We start from the raw sequence: 19,948 nt of genomic DNA, 5'->3' as shown, positions 1-19,948 counted from the left end.
TTATATTTTAGATATTGTCGTTATATAAAATTAAGAACAGCTATAACGCACAATACGCAATGTGCTCGGGCGTGCATCTAGGGCCTGACGTGTAGCATAGTTTTCACTGCTATGTAGTTCAGGTGTGTTCGATAAGCCAATAGAGGTGCGGCTTTGTCCAAGTTGGCGACCATAAGGGTCTTGCTGGTTCGCTGCAGGATTCACCACTTCATTAATATTTAAAATACGCAATTGATAAGTTTTATGCGTACCAAGTTCTTTTTGGCAAGCACGCTGTAATTTACTTTCGTCGCGCTGTTGGTTTTGACGTCCTGCAAGCGTATAAGCCAATACTGCGGTGTGATCGGTTTTACTTTCAACTTTATAGCCGACAAAACTATTCTCATTTTGCTCTGGCAAAGTTTGACAAGCGGATAAACCTAACCCAAGTCCCGTCATAGCCAAAATAATCATTGTATTCTTCATGGATTTATTCATGATCATGTCCCTGGTTTTGATGTCATTTGATTGTTGTTTTAAGTATGCCATAGCTCAGAGGACAAAGCAGGGCTTTGTTGGTGGTGTGGCAGGCTGTCTATATTTGGGGCTGATGAGCGTGTGCTCGTGAGGTCGTTTTTTTACCATGAATCTTCACATTATTCAGTATTGACGCTTCGTGTGAGAGTGTGATTAAAGCTCGGATTTCGAGTTTTTAGTCACTAAAATATCAGGGCAATAAAAAGGTCACCGAAGTGACCTTTTCTTAGCAATCTGCGTTGAATTATGCAGATTTAACCGCTTCAAGTAAGGCAGCTTGACGTGCTTTCAATGCAGCAGGTAAGCGCTCACCAAGCTTGTTAAATAACTCAGTGTGGCTTTCTAACTCTTTGATCCATTGTTCTTTATCTTGCGCTGTTACAGTTTCAAATTGCTCTTTAGAGAAATCTAAACCAGACCAGTTCAATTGCTCATACGTTGGAACGAAACCAATTGGAGTTTCAACAGCTTCTGCACGACCTTCGCAACGATCGATGATCCACTCAAGTACGCGCATGTTCTGACCAAAACCAGGCCATACGAAGTTGCCTTCTGCGTCACGACGGAACCAGTTTACGTTGTAGATGCCTGGTAATTTGTTACCTGCAGCTTTTGCTTTTTCACCAACTTTCTCACCCATTTCTAACCAGTGAGAGAAGTAGTCTGCCATGTTGTAGCCCGCAAATGGCAGCATTGCAAATGGGTCACGACGAACGACACCTTGTTGACCAACCGCAGCAGCAGTGGTTTCAGAACCCATAGTTGCTGCTTTATATACGCCATCGACCCAGTCAAATGCTTCTGAAATTAGAGGCACAGTATCTGCACGACGACCACCGAAGATGAACGCTGAAATTGGAACACCTGCTGGATTTTCCCAGTCAGCATCGATAGAAGGGCATTGACCTGCTGCAACAGTGAAGCGCGCATTTGGATGAGCTGCTTTTTCTGCGCCAGTGTGTGGTTGGCCTTTCCAGTTGGTTAAGTTTGCAGGCGCTTCTTTAGATAGACCTTCCCACCATACTTCGCCGTTGTCAGTCACAGCAACGTTTGTATAAATCACGTCTTTGTGCATGGTTGCCATACAGTTCGGGTTGGTCTTGGTGTTGGTACCAGGTGCTACACCGAAGAAACCAGCTTCAGGGTTGATTGCATATAAGCGACCGTCTTCACCTGGTTTGATCCAAGCAATATCGTCACCTACAGTTTCAATTTTCCAGCCTTCATAACCTGCAGGTGGAATTAACATTGCAAAGTTGGTTTTACCACATGCAGACGGGAATGCTGCTGCGATGTAGTGTTTTTCGCCTTGTGGGTTGGTCACGCCTAAAATAAGCATGTGTTCTGCTAACCAGCCTTGTTCACGGCCCATTGCAGAAGCAATACGAAGCGCTAAGCATTTTTTACCCAATAATGCGTTACCGCCGTAACCAGAACCATACGACCAAATTTCACGAGTTTCTGGATAGTGTACGATGTATTTTTCTTTGTTACATGGCCAGGCTACGTCTTTCTCGCCTTCAGCCAATGGTGCGCCCACAGTGTGTACGCAAGGAATAAATTCGCCATCTGTGCCCAATACGTCATAAACAGCTTTACCCATACGAGCCATTTTAGACATGCTGACAGCAACATAAGGAGAGTCAGTTAATTCAATACCGATGTGCGCAATATGGCTACCTAATGGGCCCATGGAGAAGGGAACCACATACATGGTACGGCCAGCCATTGAGCCGTCGAATAAACCGTTTAATTTAGCGCGCATTTCAGCTGGCGCTTCCCAGTTGTTTGTCGCACCAGCATCTTCTTTCTTTTCAGAGCAGATGTAAGTGCGGTCTTCAACACGAGCAACGTCAGAAGGATCAGAATTTGCAAGGTACGAACCAGGGTGTTTTTCTTGGTTTAATGCTTGCATGGTGCCGTTAGCGATCATCAAGTCGATTAGACGTTGATATTCTTCTGCGCTACCGTCACACCATTCAATTTTTGCTGGTTTTGTTAACTTTGCAATTTCTTCAACCCATGCAATAAGCTTTGGGTGACGAACGAATTCTGGTGCGTTCACTTGGGTCATGGTGAGGCCTATCTTAAATGTGTACAAGTTGTGTACAAAGTACAATCTGAACAATGGGGGTACATGGTTCAGATGAAATATGAAAAAAAGTGGCTGTATTAAAGCACAAAAACTTAAAAAAAATAAGACATAGGCTTGAATTAGCTCAATGTGAAATCATCCGTATAAATTATGAATAACATATATGAAACATAGGCTTACATTTTTTTATGCATTACATATTATTATTTAAAAAAATTATGGGCGTTATTTAGCTAAGTTATTTTAAATTAAAACAGTGGTTTATGTGTGTATTTCAGTATGGAGTGATTATTGATTTAATGAATGGTCATCATTCGCTTTTTACATAAAGCTGCTTTTCATCCTGCATAAATTAGTGGAATTTAGAGCAAATGCCTTAAAATGGTTGAAGAAAATGTCGACAACTTTGCAGCCATTATCTCTTATTTATAATCAACAATCTGGATTTCATTCCACACACCACGAAGGTGTCTATGAAGAATTGTTGCATGTTTTGTCACAGCATGGTTTCGAAATTCAATTGTTTGAAATGGGTGAAATCGGCAACTTTGATCAGCTCATGCAACAGGTATTAGCACGGCATCAAGCAGCGCACTTAAGCGGTGTTGTGGTTGCGGCAGGTGGTGATGGTACTTTAAACGCGGTGGCGACTAAACTGATTGGCACTCACATTCCGATGGGAATTTTACCTTTAGGGACGTTTAATTTCGTGGCGCGTGTATTGAATATCCCGCTAGATTTAATTGAAGCTGCAAAGGTTATTGCCACAGGCACGACGCGCGCTGTTCATGTGGCACAAATCAATCAACATATTTATTTAAACAATGCAAGTTTGGGTTTGTATCCTTTATTTATTAAAAAGCGTGAGCGTTATAACCAATATTTAGGGCGTTTGCCTTTACATGCCTACACCTCGACTTTAGATGTACTACTGCGCGACCGTAAAGAACTAAAACTAGAACTAGAGATCGATACGAAGCGATATCCACTGAAAACCCCGCTCATTTTCTTTGGGAATAATCAATTACAACTGTCTGAAATGAATTTACGGATTGCCAAAGCGGCTGCAGCGGGCAAAGTTGCAGGTGTCGCAGTGGCAAAGTCTGATAAATTGACTTTATTTAAAATTCTGTGGCAATTCATTCAGGGGAAGGCTGAGCAAGCCGATGATATATACAGTTTTGCAGCAGAGCAGGTGGTCATTCATAGTGAATCTCCACAACTGACCGTGGCGCTAGATGGAGAAATTGTTGAAATGCGCCCGCCACTACGAATTTCTGTATTGAAAAATGCATTAAACATTAAGGTGCCGCATGCTGCTGCATCTGTCTGATTTGCACTTTGGCACTGAAAATGTAGCTTGTATGCAGGCAGTTCAACAGCTGTGTGAAAGTATGCGTCCTGAAGCCGTAGTAGTGAGTGGCGATTTAACCCAACGTGCACGCTATACACAGTTTTATGCCTGTAAGCATTTTTTAGACAGTTTGAATTTACCGTATTTGGTTGTGCCAGGTAATCACGATATACCGCTCTATCATCTTTGGAATCGTTTTTTTAGCCCATTTACACGGTATCAACTATTTTTTGGGTGTATGGAAACAATTATGGAAACCGACCACTTTTATGTGATTGGAATAAACAGTATTAGGCGACGTTTTCACACCCGTGGACATATTTCTTTGAATCAAATTCAGGCGGTAGATGCTTTGCTACAAACCGCGCCAAGTAATAAGTTTAAAATTTTGGTGGCGCATCAACCATTTTATACACCACCAAATGATCGCCACGGCATTAAAGATTGTCCCGTGTTAGGGCGAATTGCCTTAGAGCAGTGGAGCAAAAATGGTTTATATGCCTTGCTGCATGGGCATTTGCATCAACCAGCTGTGTATGATTTAAATCAAATTTATGCATTAGGGGCAACGCATCCTGTGCTGGATATTCATGCGGGTACTGCAATTTCGTATCGTTTGCATCAGGGTGTGCCGAATAGCTTGAATGTATTGTGTCACAATGGTGATGTGCAGCATTACATTTTTGATGCCGCACAAAAGCAATTTGTATTGTGGCAAGAAAGTGCAGAATAAAACACCGATCTAGCTAGCTTGTTTAAAAAAACAACAAAAACTGAAATATTTTTATCTTTCCCCCTTGAAGCGTTTATTTCCATCCCCACAACAGTGTCATCTAAAATTTATTTTGATGATGACCAAAGGAATAATTAAGTCGTCATCAGGAATCTATACATTGACCTAGTCTAATGGAGTTATTTATGAGCAACATTCGTCCATTACATGACCGCGTAGTTATTCGTCGTGTTGAAGAAGAAACAAAAACAGCTGGCGGTATCTTGCTTCCAGGTTCTGCTGCAGAAAAACCAGCCCAAGGTGAAGTGATTGCAGTAGGGAATGGTCAAATTACAGACAATGGCGTACGCGCTTTAGACGTAAAAGTGGGCGACAAAGTCTTGTTTGGTACTTATGCAGGCACCACCGTTAAAGTAGACGGTGAAGAACTTCTAATTATGAAAGAGTCTGATATTTTAGCGGTACTTGAAGGCTAAGTTCAGAACTCATATTCAAAGCAAATTTGAACATTATTTAAAAATATTTGGAGTTAAACATGTCAGCTAAAGATGTAAAATTTGGTGATTCAGCTCGTACAAAAATGATCGCAGGTGTAAACGTACTTGCAGACGCAGTTAAAGTAACTTTAGGCCCTAAAGGTCGTAACGTAGTGATTGACCGTTCTTTCGGTGCGCCGCACATCACTAAAGATGGTGTATCTGTTGCGAAAGAAATCACGTTAAAAGACAAGTTCGAGAACATGGGTGCTCAGCTTGTACGTGAAGTGTCTAGCAAAACCAATGATATCGCAGGTGACGGTACCACCACTGCAACAGTACTTGCACAAGCGATTTTAAATGAAGGCATCAAATCTGTAACTGCGGGCATGAACCCAATGGATTTGAAACGCGGGATTGACCTTGCTGTTAAGGCGGTCGTTGCAGACATTAAAGCAACGGCTAAACCAGCATCTGATACTAAAGCGATTGAGCAAGTGGGTTCGATCTCTGCAAACTCTGATGAAACAGTAGGTAAACTCATCGCACAAGCAATGGAACGCGTTGGTAAAGAAGGCGTAATCACTGTTGAAGAAGGTTCAGGCTTTGAAGACGCGCTTGACGTTGTAGAAGGTATGCAGTTTGACCGCGGTTATATCTCGCCATACTTCGCGAACAAACAAGATACTTTGACTGCAGAACTTGAAAATCCGTTCATTCTTCTTGTTGATAAAAAAATCAGCAACATTCGTGAACTGATTACTGTACTAGAAGCGGTTGCAAAAACAGGTAAGCCTCTTCTGATCATCGCTGAAGATGTTGAAGGCGAAGCGTTGGCAACGCTTGTTGTGAATAACATGCGCGGCATTATTAAAGTATGTGCGGTGAAAGCGCCTGGTTTTGGTGATCGTCGTAAAGCAATGCTTCAAGATATTGCAATCTTGACAGGCGGTACGGTTATTTCTGAAGAAATTGGTATGTCTTTGGAGCAAACATCACTAGAGCATTTGGGTAGCGCGCACAAAGTTACAGTCTCTAAAGAAAACACCGTGATTGTGGATGGTGCTGGTGATGCAAATCAGATTTCTGAGCGTGTTCAGCAAATCCGTGCGCAAATCGAAGAATCTACTTCTGAATATGACAAAGAAAAACTTCAAGAGCGTGTTGCTAAATTAGCAGGCGGTGTAGCAGTCATCAAAATTGGTGCTGCAACTGAAGTTGAAATGAAAGAGAAGAAAGACCGTGTGGATGATGCGCTTCACGCAACTCGTGCTGCGGTTGAAGAAGGTGTTGTTGCGGGTGGTGGTGTTGCACTGGTACGTGCTGCATCTGCACTTGATGGTCTGACTGGTGCTAACGATGACCAAAACGTAGGTATCAACATTCTTCGTCGTGCAATCGAAGCTCCGCTTCGTCAAATCGTAGCCAATGCTGGTGATGAGCCATCTGTAGTAATCAATGCTGTGAAGAACGGTGAAGGTAACTATGGTTATAATGCTGCGACTGGTGAATATGGCGACATGCTGGAAATGGGTATTCTTGACCCTGCAAAAGTAACTCGTTCTGCACTTGAGCATGCAGCGTCTGTTGCTGGCTTGATGTTAACAACAGAATGTATGATTACTGAAATTCCAGAAGAAAAACCAGCTATGCCTGATATGGGCGGCATGGGTGGCATGGGCGGTATGATGTAAACCTCAGCGTACCCAAACTTCAAAAACCTCGTATCGTAAGATACGGGGTTTTTTTATGGCGCAGTTTTTGTAATGTAGAGATTGCACACATGAAAAGACAAAATCACCTAGCTATTTTTTATTTACACATTAAATGTGTGATATGTATCTAAACTACTTTTTTTTGTGAATAAAACTCATTATTCTTGTTTATAACAATAATAAAAACAAATGATTAAATAAATGTAATGCAGGCTGGAGTAGGCATAAAGGGGATAAAAATGGATAACCGAGAACACGAAATTATAGGCAGTATTTATGATGCCGCTGTAGATGTGAATTTATGGCCGCAAGTGATTGAAAAAATTGTTCAATATACAGACAGTAAAACCGCCATTTTTACTGCCTTAGATCAATTTAGTCCAAGTTATGAATTTTTATTTAGTCACAATATTCCAGATGAAGCTTTGCATGCCTATCGTGATGAGCGAATTCGCGTGATTGACATGCAGTTACACCGAGTATTGTGGGAAAATTTAGGTGTGGGGCAAGTAGCGAGCTCGGATTTATCGCATTATGGGGAAAACCCTGAAAGTGATGAATATATCTTTTATGAACGGTGTTTGAATCCGACGGGAATTAGTTATATCTCGGCTGTTTTGCTCGATCAGGGTTCACATCGTTGGGCGGTTTTGGGACTACACCGTGCGCCAGATGTAGCGCCGTATCAACAAAAAGAGTTGGATTTTTTAAAGCATTTGGGTGTGCATTTGCGCCGTGCTTTACAAATCCATCGTCAGTTTAGTTTGGTTAAACAAGAAAATTTAAGTTTGTATAGCGTGCTCGATCATTTAAAAACAGGTGTGATTTTGCTTGATCATAAGCTGAGTTTGACTTATTCAAACCCTTTAGCTCAAAGCATGCTGGAACACGATTCATGTTTAGATTTGGACTTGTATAATCGTTTAAAAACCCATGCTTATGATCAAAGTCGTTTAGATCAATTATTACATTCAGCCTTGTTGGGACAGTCGGCATTAAGCGCAGATGTAGGTGGAGTATTGTCTTTGTCAGATGCGAAAGGACAACAATTAATGCTGACTATCGTACCTTGTTCTAAATTAAAAAATATGCAGCATCAAAATGCAGGACAACATCAAATTGCGGTATTTCTGACCGATAAGCATCAGCACTATGCCTTGTCAAAAGCCTATTTGCAGCAAGCTTATCAATTGTCTAAACGTGAGTTTGAGCTGTGTGAGTTGTTGTTGAATGGTCGTAAGTTAGAAGAAATTGCGGAACATTGTGGAGTTACGCTCAGTTCGGTGCGCACTTATTTTAAAAATATTTATGAAAAAACCCAATGCAACTCGCAAATTGAACTCATGCATTTATTAATGGGCTGTACCATTCATTTTGAGCATATTGGTTAAAGCTGCCTAAATTTTGCTTAGGCAGCTTTAAAATATGTTTAGTTACTACGTTGTAGGGTAATAGTGTCTTCGCCTTGTGGATGCAAGGTTAGACTTGTTCCGGAGATGCTATAAGTTGCATTAACTTTAGCGCTATCCGAAGTGTCATGTAATCCACCGCAACCGTTGGTGTCATATAACACTTCTGTTACGGCAAGTGCATTGGATGTTATTGAATATTTACCATATTCAATTCCTGGGTTATCGCAATCACCTTCGGTGTCTAACAAGAAATAGAATCCTGTGTCAAAGAAAGCAAACAAGTGAGTTTGATTAAATTGCCAAGTGCCGACTAGACTTGATGATTGTTTTACTTTAGTTAAAATATAGATGCTATTACTTCCTACATCAGTCAGCACTAGCTCTGTACCGTTATAACTTAAGCGGTGATGACCATCATTGTCAGGATGTGAAAGCCCGTAGTCACCATTTGTATCGAGTGAGATCTCTGGACTCAGCGCTGAAGTTAAAGCATTCCAATTTAGTCGTCCTATTTCAATACCAGGTTGCCCCGTTACATCAGCTTCATCTGCTTCACCTAGCGCGTAACGTCCGTCTGGTAAAATATGTAATACAACAGCAGTTGTATTGGTGCGTCCAATTTCCCAAGTTCCAGCAATATCTTTATAGAATTGGCTTGCGCTACTTGTGGTAGTACCTTCTATATTGGGTCTTGTGAGTATAAATGTACCTTCATTTGGTTCGTGGAGTGTAAGTGATGTCGTATTAACCGTGACTGGTAGACCTGAGCTTGAGCTTGCACTATTGTCAGATAAGCCTGCACAGCCATTTGTATCGATCAGGATATTATCTACGAATAACTTTCCATCTTGAACACGATATTTACCATATTCGATACCTGGTCCACCACAAGGCGTTTCTCCAACTTCCACTTGATCGTCCCCAACAGCATCAACCATGATATAGGTATTATTATCCGGATTGAAAACAAATAGTTGCTTGCCTGAACTTGAGTTCCAAGCACCTGCAATGCTCGAATTGTTTTGAGGGACTTTAGTAAATGTTGCACTTTCATTAGGGTTTTGAGCTTCAGAAATTTTTAACTGTGTACCATCAAATGATATTTTCATATCACGTGTTTTTCCAGAATCAGTTAAGCCCCAATCTTCATTTGTATCAATTGAAGATTGCGCCCATAAATCTCCAGCAACAGCATTCACCGATAACTCACCGTACTCCATACCATTCGCACTATCAGATGGTGAGCTAACAATAGGTTCGCCAATCAGGTATTTCCCGTCTGAGGTTACTTGAAGTACGATTTCTGATTCAGCATTTTTTGCGTACCAAACCCCAACGATATCTTTGAGGAGTGTTTTGTTAAAGTTAGCTTGTGCTTCTGTTGCGCTAACTACGACTTTATCTTTAAAAATTTCTATTTTTTGTAGAACAGGTTGAAAGCTTGTAATAAATTCTGTTGTTGGTTTAGAGAAGTCAATTGAGTCTGCATCGAGTTCACTCACTGAGTCAGGGATTTGAATACCATCGTCATGATCACCCTCAGAATCTAAAGATTGTAAAAAAATAAGTAAATTTGTTCTTGTTGTTACATCATCGGCTAACTCCACAGGGGTAATACGATCAGCACCAGTTACTGTGCCAATTTCAATATTTCCGATATGGAAAGTGATTTCATCACCTTCTTGATATTCAAACTCCCCTTGAGCATTTGTACGTTTAGAAACGCCATTAATTGTATACGTTGCGCCACTCACAGGTCCATCGGTTAGTACACCAATTTGTGTTGTTGAACTCGGCGGTGGATTCGGATTGCTATCAGAATCATTGTCTGAACCGCCACATGCACTCAGTAAGCCTGCTAAAGTTAAGCATAATAAAGTTTTTTTCATCACGAATTCCTTGTTATTCAAATTATCATGTCTGCAGTATAGAAATTAGATGAGTTTAGGTGCTATCCCAAAATTGGGAGGGTGTACACAAAAATCTGTGAGAAAAAATGAAGACCAATCAACATTTTTGTGACAAAACTAGATTTTTTGATGTGCAGTCATCGAAGTTCTATTTAGCTGTGTTAATTTGAAACACGGTTTCAAGTTTTTTTGATGATCTTCATCCAATTGATTCATTTCATATAAATCTCATTATTGTTATCTATAAGTGATCCAGTTTTATGCTGTCTAAATTTTTTATTGAACGTCCAATTTTTGCAGGTGTGCTCGCTATTATGGTGATGGCACTCGGGATTTTTTCAGTATTAAATTTACCAGTAGAACGCTATCCAGACATTGCACCACCTCGTATCACTGTCAGCGCAACCTATACAGGTGCTTCGGCTGAAACCGTAGAAGAAAGTGTGACTCAAATTTTAGAACAACAAATCAAAGGCTTGGATCATCTGCTGTATTTCAGTTCTAGCAGTGATTCTTCAGGACGAAGTCGCATCAGCATTAGCTTTGAAAATGGTACCAACCCCGATACCGCACAAGTCCAGGTACAAAATGCGATTAATGGCGCAATTAACCGCTTACCTGAAGACGTGCAACGTCAGGGGGTAAATGTCTTTAAATCATTGGGTGATACCCACATGGTCATTKGGCTGTACGATGCCACAGGCAAAAGCAGCAATATTGCCTTGTCTGACTATATGATGGGTCATTTAGAGCAAGAGCTGGCACGCATTGAAGGTGTGGGTGAGGTCGATGTTTTTGGTGCACAATATGCGATGCGGATTTGGCTGAATCCATTAAAGTTAAAACAATATGCACTCATGCCAAGTGATGTACGTGCCGCAGTATTGGCACAAAATACCCAAGTCGCGGCAGGGGCAATTGGTGAATTACCCACAGCACAAGAACAATATCTCAATGCCAAAGTCACCTCAGGTTCACGCTTAAAAACGGTAGAAGAATTTGAAAATATTATTTTAAAAGCAGATCAGGCAGGTGGCTTTGTTTATTTAAAAGATGTGGCACGTATAGAACTCGGTGCAGAAAATTATCAAAGCTTTAATACCATTAATGGTTTTCCATCGGCAGGGATGGGGATTTCTTTATCGTCTGGTGCCAATGCGTTACAAACTTCAGCCTTAATTCAAAAACAAATTGAGCATTTAAAACAACAATTGCCCGAAGGTTACCAAATTGTCTATCCACGAGATAACACGCCTTTCGTGCAGGAATCAATTAATGAAGTGGTGAAAACTTTAATTGAAGCGGTGATTTTAGTTGTCATCGTGATGTTCTTGTTTTTACAAAACTGGCGCGCGACGCTCATTCCTACCGTAACCGTGCCTGTAGTGATTTTAGGCACCATGGCCGTGTTACAACTGTTTGACATGAGTATTAACACGCTGACATTATTCGCTTTGGTCTTAGCCATTGGTTTATTGGTGGATGATGCGATTGTCGTGGTGGAAAACGTCGAGCGTTTAATGCACGAACAGCAGCTCTCGGCTAAACAGGCATCCATCGCATCAATGCAGGAAATTAGCGGTGCTTTGGTCGGCATTACCTTAGTTTTGACCGCAGTATTTATTCCTATGGCATTTTTTGGTGGTTCGACTGGAGTAATTTATCGCCAGTTTTCTATCACCTTAGTCACTGCGATGGCACTGTCTTTAGGCGTGGCCTTAATTTTAACGCCTGCCTTGTGTGCCTTGATTTTAAAACCCAATCCACAACCAGCCCAATGGGCCATCTGGTTTAATCAAAAACTGGAACGCTTAAAACAACACTATCTCAAATTATCAGGCTGGACGATTCAGCATAAAGCGATGTGTCTGGTTATTTTTGCAGGTTTACTGACGGTGTTTGCCTTGTTTTACCGTGCCTTACCTACCAGTTTTATCCCGAATGAAGATCAGGGCATGTTGTCGGTGCAATTTAAATTACAGGAAGGTGCGCCGTTGTCTAAAAGTCGTGAAGTGGGCGAAAGCATACGTGAATACTTTATGCAGCATKAAGCCCACAATGTTGATTTGGTGATGATTCGTTATGGACGTAATTTTTCGGGAACAGGGCAGAATTTAGGGCAGGGTTTTATTGCGCTAAAACATTGGGATGAGCGTCAAGGGCAACAGCATACCGCACAAGCTATTCGTGAACGTGCCATGCAGCATTTTCGACAGCATCCCAATGCACAAATTACCATTGGCATGCCCGCAGCAGTTCGTGGTTTGGGGCAAACCGATGGCTTAGAGTTCTGGATGCGCGATGTGAATGGTACAGGACGCGATTTTTTAATTCAGCAATTTCAAAATTTACAGCAGCAAGCCGCTCAATATCAAAGCTTTAAAAATTTAGATCAACGTGCCAATCCTGAAAAAGCGGAGTTAAACGTCACGATTGATCAGAAACAGGCGATGGCAGCAGGTTTAAATCAAACGGCGATTAACAGTACCTTAGCGGCAGCTTGGGGCGGTAGTTATATCAACGACTTTATTGACCGTGGTCGAATTAAACGTGTGATTATGCAGGGTGATGCCGAATTTCGTGGTAAACCTGAAGATTTGAATCAATGGTCGGTACGCAGTCAGCAAAATCAAATGGTACCTTTTAGCCAGTTTGCTCAACTCAGTTGGAGCGGTGGGCCAGAAGTCGTCAATCGTTTTATGGGGTATAGCGCCGTGCAAATGGAAGCCGATACTGCCGAAGGATATAGCTCAGGGCAGGCGATGCGTGATTTAKAACAGATGGTGGCACAGCAGCAGGGCATTGACTTGGCATGGAGTGGGTTGTCTTTTGAAGAAAATCAGTCCAGCAATCAGGCTTTGTTACTGTATTTGGTTTCCATCGGGTTTATTTTCTTATGCCTTGCTGCCTTGTATGAAAGTTGGAGTATTCCAACAGCCGTGATGAGTGCCATTCCTTTAGGGATTGGTGGAAATATTATTTTCAGCTATTTGGCAGGTTTCCCGAACGATATTTATTTCCAAATTGCCTTGCTTACCACCATTGGTTTGTCATGTAAAAATGCCATCTTAATTGTGGAATTTGCTTCGGCTGCGCAGCAACAAGGCAAACAGGTGATTCAAGCTGCTTTAGCAGGTGCAAGTTTGCGGCTCAGACCAATTTTAATGACCTCATTGGCATTTGGTGCTGGTATTTTACCGTTGGTATTTGCGTATGGTGCAGGTGCAGCAAGTCGTCAGGAAATTGGGGTGAGTGTTTTGGGCGGTGTCGTTTTTGGCACAATTTTAGTGCTTGTTTTTATTCCATTTATGTACGTGCTGATTCGTTCTGTATTTCAAGTCAATCGCTCTTCATCTATGAATTAAAGGTTTTTTATTAAACACTTAGCAGAATAATAGGCTATGATATAAAACGCTAAAAATCTTGCATTAATCAACCAGTTTTCGGATTTTTAAGCACTGGTTTGGGCTGAGAAACTTTGCCCATTCTTCATTTTACGTTTTGGAATGATGGAGTGGGTGAGAGCAATGACCAATCTGCACGCTGAACAGTTAGAACAAGCCTTGCAATTACATCAGCCAAGTACAGTGCGCAGCTTGATAGATGGTATCAACCCTGCCGATTTAGCCGACTTAATGCAGCACTTGAGTCTGAAAGCACAGCTGAATTTAATTGAACAAATTGACAGTGCTGCCTTGGTGATGGAGTTTTTACCACTGCATTCGCAACATCAAATTGCAGAGGCCATGGCACCGCAGCAATTGGTCAAACTGATTTCAGCCATGCATTCAGATGACMGCACAGATTTATTCAAGTTACTTTCGCCGCATTTACAGCACTTTGTCAGCTTACATATTACGGAAGAAAAACGCGTACAGATTCAATCTTTGGCGCTGTATCCTGAAGAATCTGCGGGTGCGATTATGAGTTCGGATTTCGTGGTGCTCTCACCAGAACTGAACATGCAGCAAGCCATAGATGAATTGCGCAGAATGACCGCAGATCGAGAAACTTTATACCTGATTTATATTGTCGATGAACTGATGAAACTATTGGGGGTTATTTCTTTAAGGGAAATTATTCAAAACCCGCCTGAACAAAAAATTAAAAATGTGATGTGCACCGATTTGGTCACAGGTTTGGTGACTGAAGATCAGGAAAGTATCGCGCAAAAACTCAGCCATTATGATTTTTTGGCCTTACCGATTGTAGATGATGCACAGCATTTACTGGGGATTGTCACCTATGATGATGCGATGGACGTGGTACAGGCAGAAACTACAGAAGACTTTTTAAAATCCAGTGCGGTAGCGTCTTCACCTGGCATGAGTATAAAAACTGCGCCAATTTTATTTTTATATCGCAAACGTGTGTTTTGGTTGGTGATTTTGGTATTTGGCAGTTTATTGTCTGGAATTGGCATTGCGCATTATGAAGACATTATTGCAGCACATATTGTACTGGTTTTTTTCTTGCCGCTTTTGGTCGGTAGTGGTGGTAATGCGGGTTCTCAGTCTGCGACCTTAATGGTACGGGCACTGGCTACAGGTGATGTGCAATTTAAAGATTGGCTGCATTTACTCGGACGTGAAAGTTTGGTGGCGCTATGTTTGGGTGGAACGATGGCTTTTGCGGTTTCAATTTTAGGCTATTACCGTGGCGATATGATGGTGTCTGTGGTATTGGCACTGAGTATGCTGGGCATTGTGCTGATGGGCTGTTTAATTGGCATGAGTTTGCCTTTTATTTTGCATCGCCTGAAACTAGACCCTGCCAGTGCCTCTGCGCCTTTGGTAACCTCGATTTGTGATGCAACGGGCGTGGTGGTGTACTTATTTATTGCTTCACAGTTGTTACTTTAAACACTGTCGGTGATGATGACTTATTCAAGACCTCATCTTAAACTTTTTGCATTGATCAAAATTCTGTTTATAAAATCATAACAGACCTGAGTAAAAAACTGCTTTATTCTCAAGTAGATTGCATTTACCCAACGATACGTTTTCTATGCCAGAACCTGCATCTTCAAAAAAACTTAGCCAGCAAGAGGTGATTCGCTTAGAGCGCGATTTAGCCAAGTTTGCCAATATGATGGATTCTGTGGTGCGTATTCCATTTACCAAGCAGGGCGTGGGAGCAGATGCCGCATTAGGCACTGTACCTGTCGCGGGGGATGTCGCAGGTTTTGCACTGACCTGTTATGCGATTTATAAAGCCAAACAAATTGGTGTACCACAAACCAAACTCACTCCCGTGATTAAACTTGCTGTGATGGATGCAGTAGTTGGTTTTGTGCCAATTGTCGGCACAGTATTTGATGTATTTATTCGTCCAAGCCGTAAAGCTTTAGATGTAGTGCATACGCATATCCGTGAAGAATATCAGATTCACAGTGAGCATCATGTGGTACATCCTTTTTTACATGAGCGATTGGAACGTAAACAGCAGCAGTCAGCATTTTGGCGTAATCCGATCGTAAGTTGGATTTGGTTACGTATCCCAGATTTATTGGGTATTGCCGTACTAATTTTATTGGCTGTTGCAGTTTGGGCTGGTTTGAGTTATCTGTGGCAGTTTTATCAGTCGTTTAAAATGAATTAAATATTTGATTTAAAGTAATATTGTGTTATATATCATATTAATTTTTATTGGCTTGATTTATTTTTTGTGGGGGTGTAATGTGAAAAAAGCGATTTTAATGGTTTTGGTTTTTGGTATGGCACATTTTGCTTACGCACAATCAAATACAGGAAATAGTATTATTGGTAATAATGAAAAAATTATTTCTTTGAAACATATAGAATATATTAAGGGTAAAGGCTATAACTATCATGATAATGATTGGAATATTGATGATAAATATCGTGTAGTTCGAAAAAATAATGAAATGATCGGGGCTTATAGTATAGATACCAGTACGCCTGTGGGTGAAGTTGGTGTGATGTATATGACAAAGTATCTGAAAGATATTCATTTAGCTCGATCAATCATTAAAAAAGGTAAAGTTGAATTTACTCACTATACAATTGAATGTAATAAAGAGTTTTCTGGAAATTCTTCAAAGCGTAATAAATACACCCAATATAATGAGTTTGAAAATGATGCGAGTTTGGTTGAAATAACCAAAGCTTATGCAATCTATCGAGATTTAGAACTAATATGTAAGCATACCTATATTGATAATACTAATGGGATTCGAGAAATTTGGAAGAATCAAAAATAAAGTTAATCAATTTCTAAAACAAAGCCTCCATTTGGAGGCTTTATCATTTATCTGATACTGATTATTGAACATTTAATTGCTGTAAAGCGGCAACACGTTGTTCAATGGTTGGGTGAGTTTGGAATAAAGCCGCTAAGCTAAAGCCTTGTTCCTTACCTTCCGCAATTGCAAATGCTTTCATTTCTTTTGGCATTTGATCTGGCATTTCTGATTCTGCTTGTAAACGAAGTAAAGCAGAGATCATTGCTTGTTTACCTGCTAAACGTGCACCTGCTTCATCGGCACGGTATTCACGTTGACGCGAGAACCACATTACAATCGCAGAGGCCAAAATACCAAAAACGATATCCAGTACAATGGTAATTGCAAAATAAGCCAAGCCTGGTGCTTCGCCATCTTCACGACCAAATACGTTACGGTCAATGAAGTCACCTGCAACACGGGCAAAGAACATGACGAATGCGTTGACCACACCTTGAATCAGTGCCAAGGTGACCATGTCGCCATTGGCAACGTGACCAATTTCGTGTGCCAAAACTGCACGTAATTCATCTTTGTTCATACGCTCAAGCAGCCCTGTAGATACAGCCACTAAAGCATCGTTTTTATTCCAACCTGTTGCAAAAGCATTCGATTGGTAAGAAGGGAAAATACCCACTTCTGGCATTTTGATACCAGCACGTTGCGACAATTGTGCAACTTCATTTAATAACCACGCTTCAGCTTGGTTACGAGGGGCATTCGGGTCAATTAATTCAGTCCCAGTTGTTTTTTTCGCCATCCATTTAGACATGAATAGAGAAATTAAAGAGCCAACCATACCAAAGACAAAACAGATGACCAACAGGTTGCCTAGGTTTAAGCCACCCGCGCCATGGTAACTACCGACACCGAAGAGTGACAAAATTATGCCAGCTACCACCAGTACCGCGAGGTTGGTTAGCAAGAACAAACCAATCCGCATCATTGAGTAAATCCTCTTATATTAAAAATGTAATCTGATTTATTAATAAACCATGCCGTAAATATGCGGTGTATGTATTAAAAATTCAAGAAAAAATAATAAAACTGTACTAAAAATATTTTGCGCTGATACTGCAATTGGCATTTCAAAAAGGCTTGCGTTGCCGCAAGCTCAAATGAAGCGCTTTAGCTTTTATTCTGAAATAAAAATACGTGCCGAAGCTGTGGCATTCCCTGTCGCGTATGAACCTGCAGGTGCATCGGTAAAGCGACCATCGGCAGCCATAATAATTTGACGTGGTGGGCGTTTGTTTGCTGCGACTTGATGATTACTGGCAGTGTAATTGTCTGACTGCGCAATCACTTGGGTATTTTGACTCTGAGTATTGCTATTGTTATTTGCCGTGATCGCATTGTTGTTAGCACTTGCACCAATGCCGCTGGCATAAAGATTTTGATAACGACTGGTCACTCTTTTTACATAATCTCGAGTTTCTCTGAAAGGTGGAACATCGCCATATTTATCAACATTACCTTCACCTGCATTATAACCCGCCAAAGCTAAAGAGGTGTTGCCGTTAAAGCGTTTGAGTAACCAAGCTAAATATTTTGCCCCTGCCATAATGTTTTCTTGCGGGTCATAAGCATTGCTGACATTAAAACGCCGTGCTGTCGCAGGCATGAGCTGCATTAAACCTTGCGCACCAACTGGCGAGCGGGCGTTGACATTAAAACCTGATTCAGTATGCATCACGGCTTTGATTAGACCTTCTGAAACACCGTGTTGCTGTGCTGCTTGCTGAATAATGTGGTCAAAGGCATTTTTATTGCGGCTATAACTTGGCAATACTGATGCTTCGGAATTGCCCCAGTTGCGATAACTGTGAATATTACTGTCTGGATAATAGGTGACTTTTACTTTAGTCAGTGAACGATCTGCACTTTTACGGTTGGTCAGCAAGGTACTCCCATTGCTGTCTTTATACATATAAATTTGACCTGCGTGCGTAGTGGTTGCCAAAGGCATGATGCTGGCAGTCCCCAAAATATACAGTAAAAAGGCATTAATTTTATTGTTCATGCTGTGAATACACTAAAAGCTGTCCCTAAACAGTTATAAGGAGTTTAACAAAAATCTCACAGATGAAAAGGCTTTGTACAAATTCATTTACAGTAGTGTTGAAAAAAATCAAGCTCAATTGCTGACAGAGTAATCAAAAAAAAATATTTATTTTTTTTTAATTGGTTCAGCTTGACATGATTAAATGCATGATTTTAAATAAAAATAAAATTGATCAAAAAACAACCAACTTAAAGAGAAGCCTTAGAATATCGAGAAGAGGGGTTGTCAAGTTGTTTTAAATCCACAAAGTTATCCACAACTTTTGTGGAAAACTGTGGAAAAGTCCAAAAGATAAACATCTTGGTGAAAAAGTGAACTTGCGGGTTCAAACTTGCTATAAAAAGATCTGCTCAGACAAAAATGAAACGCGCAGTCAGAAATTAAGTTTTTCGACCAAAAGGAAGATTGCGATGAAATTACATTCTTTTGATGCGGGATGGGTCTGAATCGGCTAAAATTGCGCGGTAATTTTTTTCATGGGTTAATCGCGTCTATGTTCTCACCAGTTGAGTCCGATCAAGGCTTTAATTTCAAACCAGAACTTCCAACTAGCTCTGCGTATTATCGTTTGTTGAAAAAGCTGCGTCGCCAAGTCGGGCATGCGATTCGTGACTTCAACATGATTGAAGATGGCGATAAAGTCATGGTGTGTATTTCTGGTGGTAAAGACAGTTATACCTTGTTGGACATTATGTTGCAGTTCAAGCGCATCGCACCCATCAATTTTGATGTGGTGGCTGTGAACTTAGATCAAAAACAACCGGGCTTCCCTGAAGATGTATTGCCGCGTTATTTAGAAGAAAATAACATCCCTTATTACATTTTAGAAAAAGATACCTATAGCATCACCAAGCGTTTAACGCCTGAAGGTAAAACTTACTGTGCAGTGTGTTCGCGTTTGCGTCGTGGTTCTTTGTATGGCTTTGCGCAGGAAATTGGGGCAACCAAAGTGGCGCTTGGGCATCACCGTGATGATATTTTGGCGACTTTTTTCTTAAACTTGTTCCATGGCGGTAGCTTGAAAGCTATGCCACCGAAGTTGCTGTCATCAGACAAGAAAAATATGCTGATTCGTCCATTGGCTTATGTGGAAGAAAAAGACATCATTAAATATGCAGAAATGCGTAAATTCCCAATTATTCCGTGTAATTTGTGTGGTTCACAGGAAAACTTACAGCGTGCGATTATTAACGACATGCTACGTGAGTGGGATAAAGCACATCCTAAGCGTTTACATAGTATTTTTGGTGCAATACAGAATGTATCGCCATCGCAGTTGGCAGACCGTGAGTTATTTGACTTTGAAGCGTTAGACAGCCAGCGCGTATTTGATTTTGCCAATCAGGCCGAACAAAACGCAGCAGAGCAGAACAAACGCATTAATATGGTCAATTTAGGCTACGCTGCAGACTAAGCGAAAACAGCCTG

At 41.0% G+C, this 19,948-nt stretch carries 15 protein-coding genes; 10 read left to right on the top strand and 5 right to left on the bottom strand.

Going from position 1 to position 19,948, the window contains the following annotated elements:
• Positions 1-30: 30 nt before the first annotated feature.
• Positions 31-465: a hypothetical protein gene (locus BJN41_RS05390; protein ID WP_070153924.1), complete on the bottom strand. Its 435-nt coding sequence runs from the start codon at positions 463-465 to the stop codon at positions 31-33.
• Positions 466-760: 295 nt separating this feature from the next.
• Positions 761-2,590: a phosphoenolpyruvate carboxykinase (GTP) gene (locus BJN41_RS05385; RefSeq protein WP_070153923.1), complete on the bottom strand. Its 1,830-nt coding sequence runs from the start codon at positions 2,588-2,590 to the stop codon at positions 761-763.
• A 415-nt stretch (positions 2,591-3,005) separates the two neighbouring features.
• On the opposite strand from BJN41_RS05385, the gene BJN41_RS05380 reads away from it, so the two are divergent.
• The 5 genes from BJN41_RS05380 to BJN41_RS05360 all read left to right on the top strand — a co-directional run bounded on the left by BJN41_RS05380 (position 3,006) and on the right by BJN41_RS05360 (position 8,280).
• Positions 3,006-3,944, top strand: a complete 939-nt coding sequence (locus BJN41_RS05380) for a diacylglycerol/lipid kinase family protein (RefSeq protein ID WP_070153921.1) — start codon at positions 3,006-3,008, stop codon at positions 3,942-3,944.
• The gene (locus BJN41_RS05375; RefSeq protein WP_070153919.1) at positions 3,925-4,698 is read left to right on the top strand and encodes a metallophosphoesterase family protein; all 774 of its coding nucleotides are present in this window, start codon (positions 3,925-3,927) and stop codon (positions 4,696-4,698) included. The genes BJN41_RS05380 and BJN41_RS05375 overlap by 20 nt, the downstream gene beginning before the upstream one ends.
• 185 nt (positions 4,699-4,883) lie before the next feature.
• Positions 4,884-5,174 carry a co-chaperone GroES gene (groES, locus tag BJN41_RS05370; protein WP_004972131.1) on the top strand — a complete coding sequence of 97 codons (291 nt, stop codon included), beginning with the start codon at positions 4,884-4,886 and terminating at the stop codon, positions 5,172-5,174.
• Between the two features lie 59 nt (positions 5,175-5,233).
• The gene (gene groL, locus BJN41_RS05365; RefSeq protein WP_070153917.1) at positions 5,234-6,868 is read left to right on the top strand and encodes a chaperonin GroEL; all 1,635 of its coding nucleotides are present in this window, start codon (positions 5,234-5,236) and stop codon (positions 6,866-6,868) included.
• A gap of 260 nt (positions 6,869-7,128) precedes the next feature.
• Positions 7,129-8,280 carry a LuxR C-terminal-related transcriptional regulator gene (locus BJN41_RS05360; RefSeq protein WP_070153915.1) on the top strand — a complete coding sequence of 384 codons (1,152 nt, stop codon included), beginning with the start codon at positions 7,129-7,131 and terminating at the stop codon, positions 8,278-8,280.
• Between the two features lie 38 nt (positions 8,281-8,318).
• Here BJN41_RS05360 and BJN41_RS15830 read toward each other — a convergent pair whose 3' ends face one another.
• Positions 8,319-10,190 (bottom strand): hypothetical protein, encoded by a 1,872-nt coding sequence (locus BJN41_RS15830; RefSeq protein ID WP_070153913.1) that lies wholly within the window; start codon positions 10,188-10,190, stop codon positions 8,319-8,321.
• Between the two features lie 281 nt (positions 10,191-10,471).
• On the opposite strand from BJN41_RS15830, the gene BJN41_RS05350 reads away from it, so the two are divergent.
• The 4 genes from BJN41_RS05350 to BJN41_RS05335 all read left to right on the top strand — a co-directional run bounded on the left by BJN41_RS05350 (position 10,472) and on the right by BJN41_RS05335 (position 16,434).
• Positions 10,472-13,576 carry a multidrug efflux RND transporter permease subunit gene (locus BJN41_RS05350; protein WP_070153912.1) on the top strand — a complete coding sequence of 1,035 codons (3,105 nt, stop codon included), beginning with the start codon at positions 10,472-10,474 and terminating at the stop codon, positions 13,574-13,576.
• A 162-nt stretch (positions 13,577-13,738) separates the two neighbouring features.
• Positions 13,739-15,073 carry a magnesium transporter gene (gene mgtE, locus BJN41_RS05345; protein ID WP_070153911.1) on the top strand — a complete coding sequence of 445 codons (1,335 nt, stop codon included), beginning with the start codon at positions 13,739-13,741 and terminating at the stop codon, positions 15,071-15,073.
• A 145-nt stretch (positions 15,074-15,218) separates the two neighbouring features.
• Positions 15,219-15,812: a DUF4112 domain-containing protein gene (locus BJN41_RS05340; RefSeq protein WP_070153909.1), complete on the top strand. Its 594-nt coding sequence runs from the start codon at positions 15,219-15,221 to the stop codon at positions 15,810-15,812.
• A gap of 79 nt (positions 15,813-15,891) precedes the next feature.
• The gene (locus BJN41_RS05335) at positions 15,892-16,434 is read left to right on the top strand and encodes a hypothetical protein (RefSeq protein WP_141730371.1); all 543 of its coding nucleotides are present in this window, start codon (positions 15,892-15,894) and stop codon (positions 16,432-16,434) included.
• A gap of 61 nt (positions 16,435-16,495) precedes the next feature.
• Here the strand turns inward: BJN41_RS05335 and htpX are convergent, their stop codons facing one another.
• On the bottom strand, positions 16,496-17,401 hold the full coding sequence (gene htpX, locus BJN41_RS05330; RefSeq protein WP_070153906.1) for a protease HtpX: 906 nt from the start codon (positions 17,399-17,401) through the stop codon (positions 16,496-16,498).
• Positions 17,402-17,590: 189 nt separating this feature from the next.
• A complete protein-coding gene (locus BJN41_RS05325) occupies positions 17,591-18,478 on the bottom strand; it encodes a lytic transglycosylase domain-containing protein (protein ID WP_070153904.1) in 888 nt (295 codons plus the stop codon).
• 535 nt (positions 18,479-19,013) lie between these two features.
• Between BJN41_RS05325 and ttcA the strand changes: the two genes are divergently transcribed.
• Positions 19,014-19,934, top strand: coding sequence for a tRNA 2-thiocytidine(32) synthetase TtcA (gene ttcA / locus BJN41_RS05320; protein WP_026438057.1), 921 nt, complete (start codon positions 19,014-19,016; stop codon positions 19,932-19,934).
• Positions 19,935-19,948 lie beyond the last annotated feature (14 nt).

Source organism: Acinetobacter towneri (genome assembly GCF_001758345.1).
Classification (GTDB): Bacteria; Pseudomonadota; Gammaproteobacteria; order Pseudomonadales; family Moraxellaceae; genus Acinetobacter; species Acinetobacter towneri_A.
Note: the sequence above shows the minus strand (reverse complement) of the source record. Positions and strands in the feature narration are given on the sequence as shown.

What these genes read in the sequence shown, in the direction of transcription:
- groES (WP_004972131.1), top strand. Translation starts at nt 4,884, where the DNA reads ATGAGCAACATTCGTCCATTACATGACCGCGTAGTTATTCGTCGTGTT.
- BJN41_RS05390 (WP_070153924.1), bottom strand. Translation starts at nt 465, where the DNA reads ATGAAGAATACAATGATTATTTTGGCTATGACGGGACTTGGGTTAGGT.
- htpX (WP_070153906.1), bottom strand. Translation starts at nt 17,401, where the DNA reads ATGATGCGGATTGGTTTGTTCTTGCTAACCAACCTCGCGGTACTGGTG.
- BJN41_RS05325 (WP_070153904.1), bottom strand. Translation starts at nt 18,478, where the DNA reads ATGAACAATAAAATTAATGCCTTTTTACTGTATATTTTGGGGACTGCC.
- BJN41_RS05375 (WP_070153919.1), top strand. Translation starts at nt 3,925, where the DNA reads ATGCTGCTGCATCTGTCTGATTTGCACTTTGGCACTGAAAATGTAGCT.
- BJN41_RS05385 (WP_070153923.1), bottom strand. Translation starts at nt 2,590, where the DNA reads ATGACCCAAGTGAACGCACCAGAATTCGTTCGTCACCCAAAGCTTATT.
- groL (WP_070153917.1), top strand. Translation starts at nt 5,234, where the DNA reads ATGTCAGCTAAAGATGTAAAATTTGGTGATTCAGCTCGTACAAAAATG.
- BJN41_RS05340 (WP_070153909.1), top strand. Translation starts at nt 15,219, where the DNA reads ATGCCAGAACCTGCATCTTCAAAAAAACTTAGCCAGCAAGAGGTGATT.
- ttcA (WP_026438057.1), top strand. Translation starts at nt 19,014, where the DNA reads ATGTTCTCACCAGTTGAGTCCGATCAAGGCTTTAATTTCAAACCAGAA.
- BJN41_RS05380 (WP_070153921.1), top strand. Translation starts at nt 3,006, where the DNA reads ATGTCGACAACTTTGCAGCCATTATCTCTTATTTATAATCAACAATCT.
- BJN41_RS15830 (WP_070153913.1), bottom strand. Translation starts at nt 10,190, where the DNA reads ATGAAAAAAACTTTATTATGCTTAACTTTAGCAGGCTTACTGAGTGCA.
- BJN41_RS05360 (WP_070153915.1), top strand. Translation starts at nt 7,129, where the DNA reads ATGGATAACCGAGAACACGAAATTATAGGCAGTATTTATGATGCCGCT.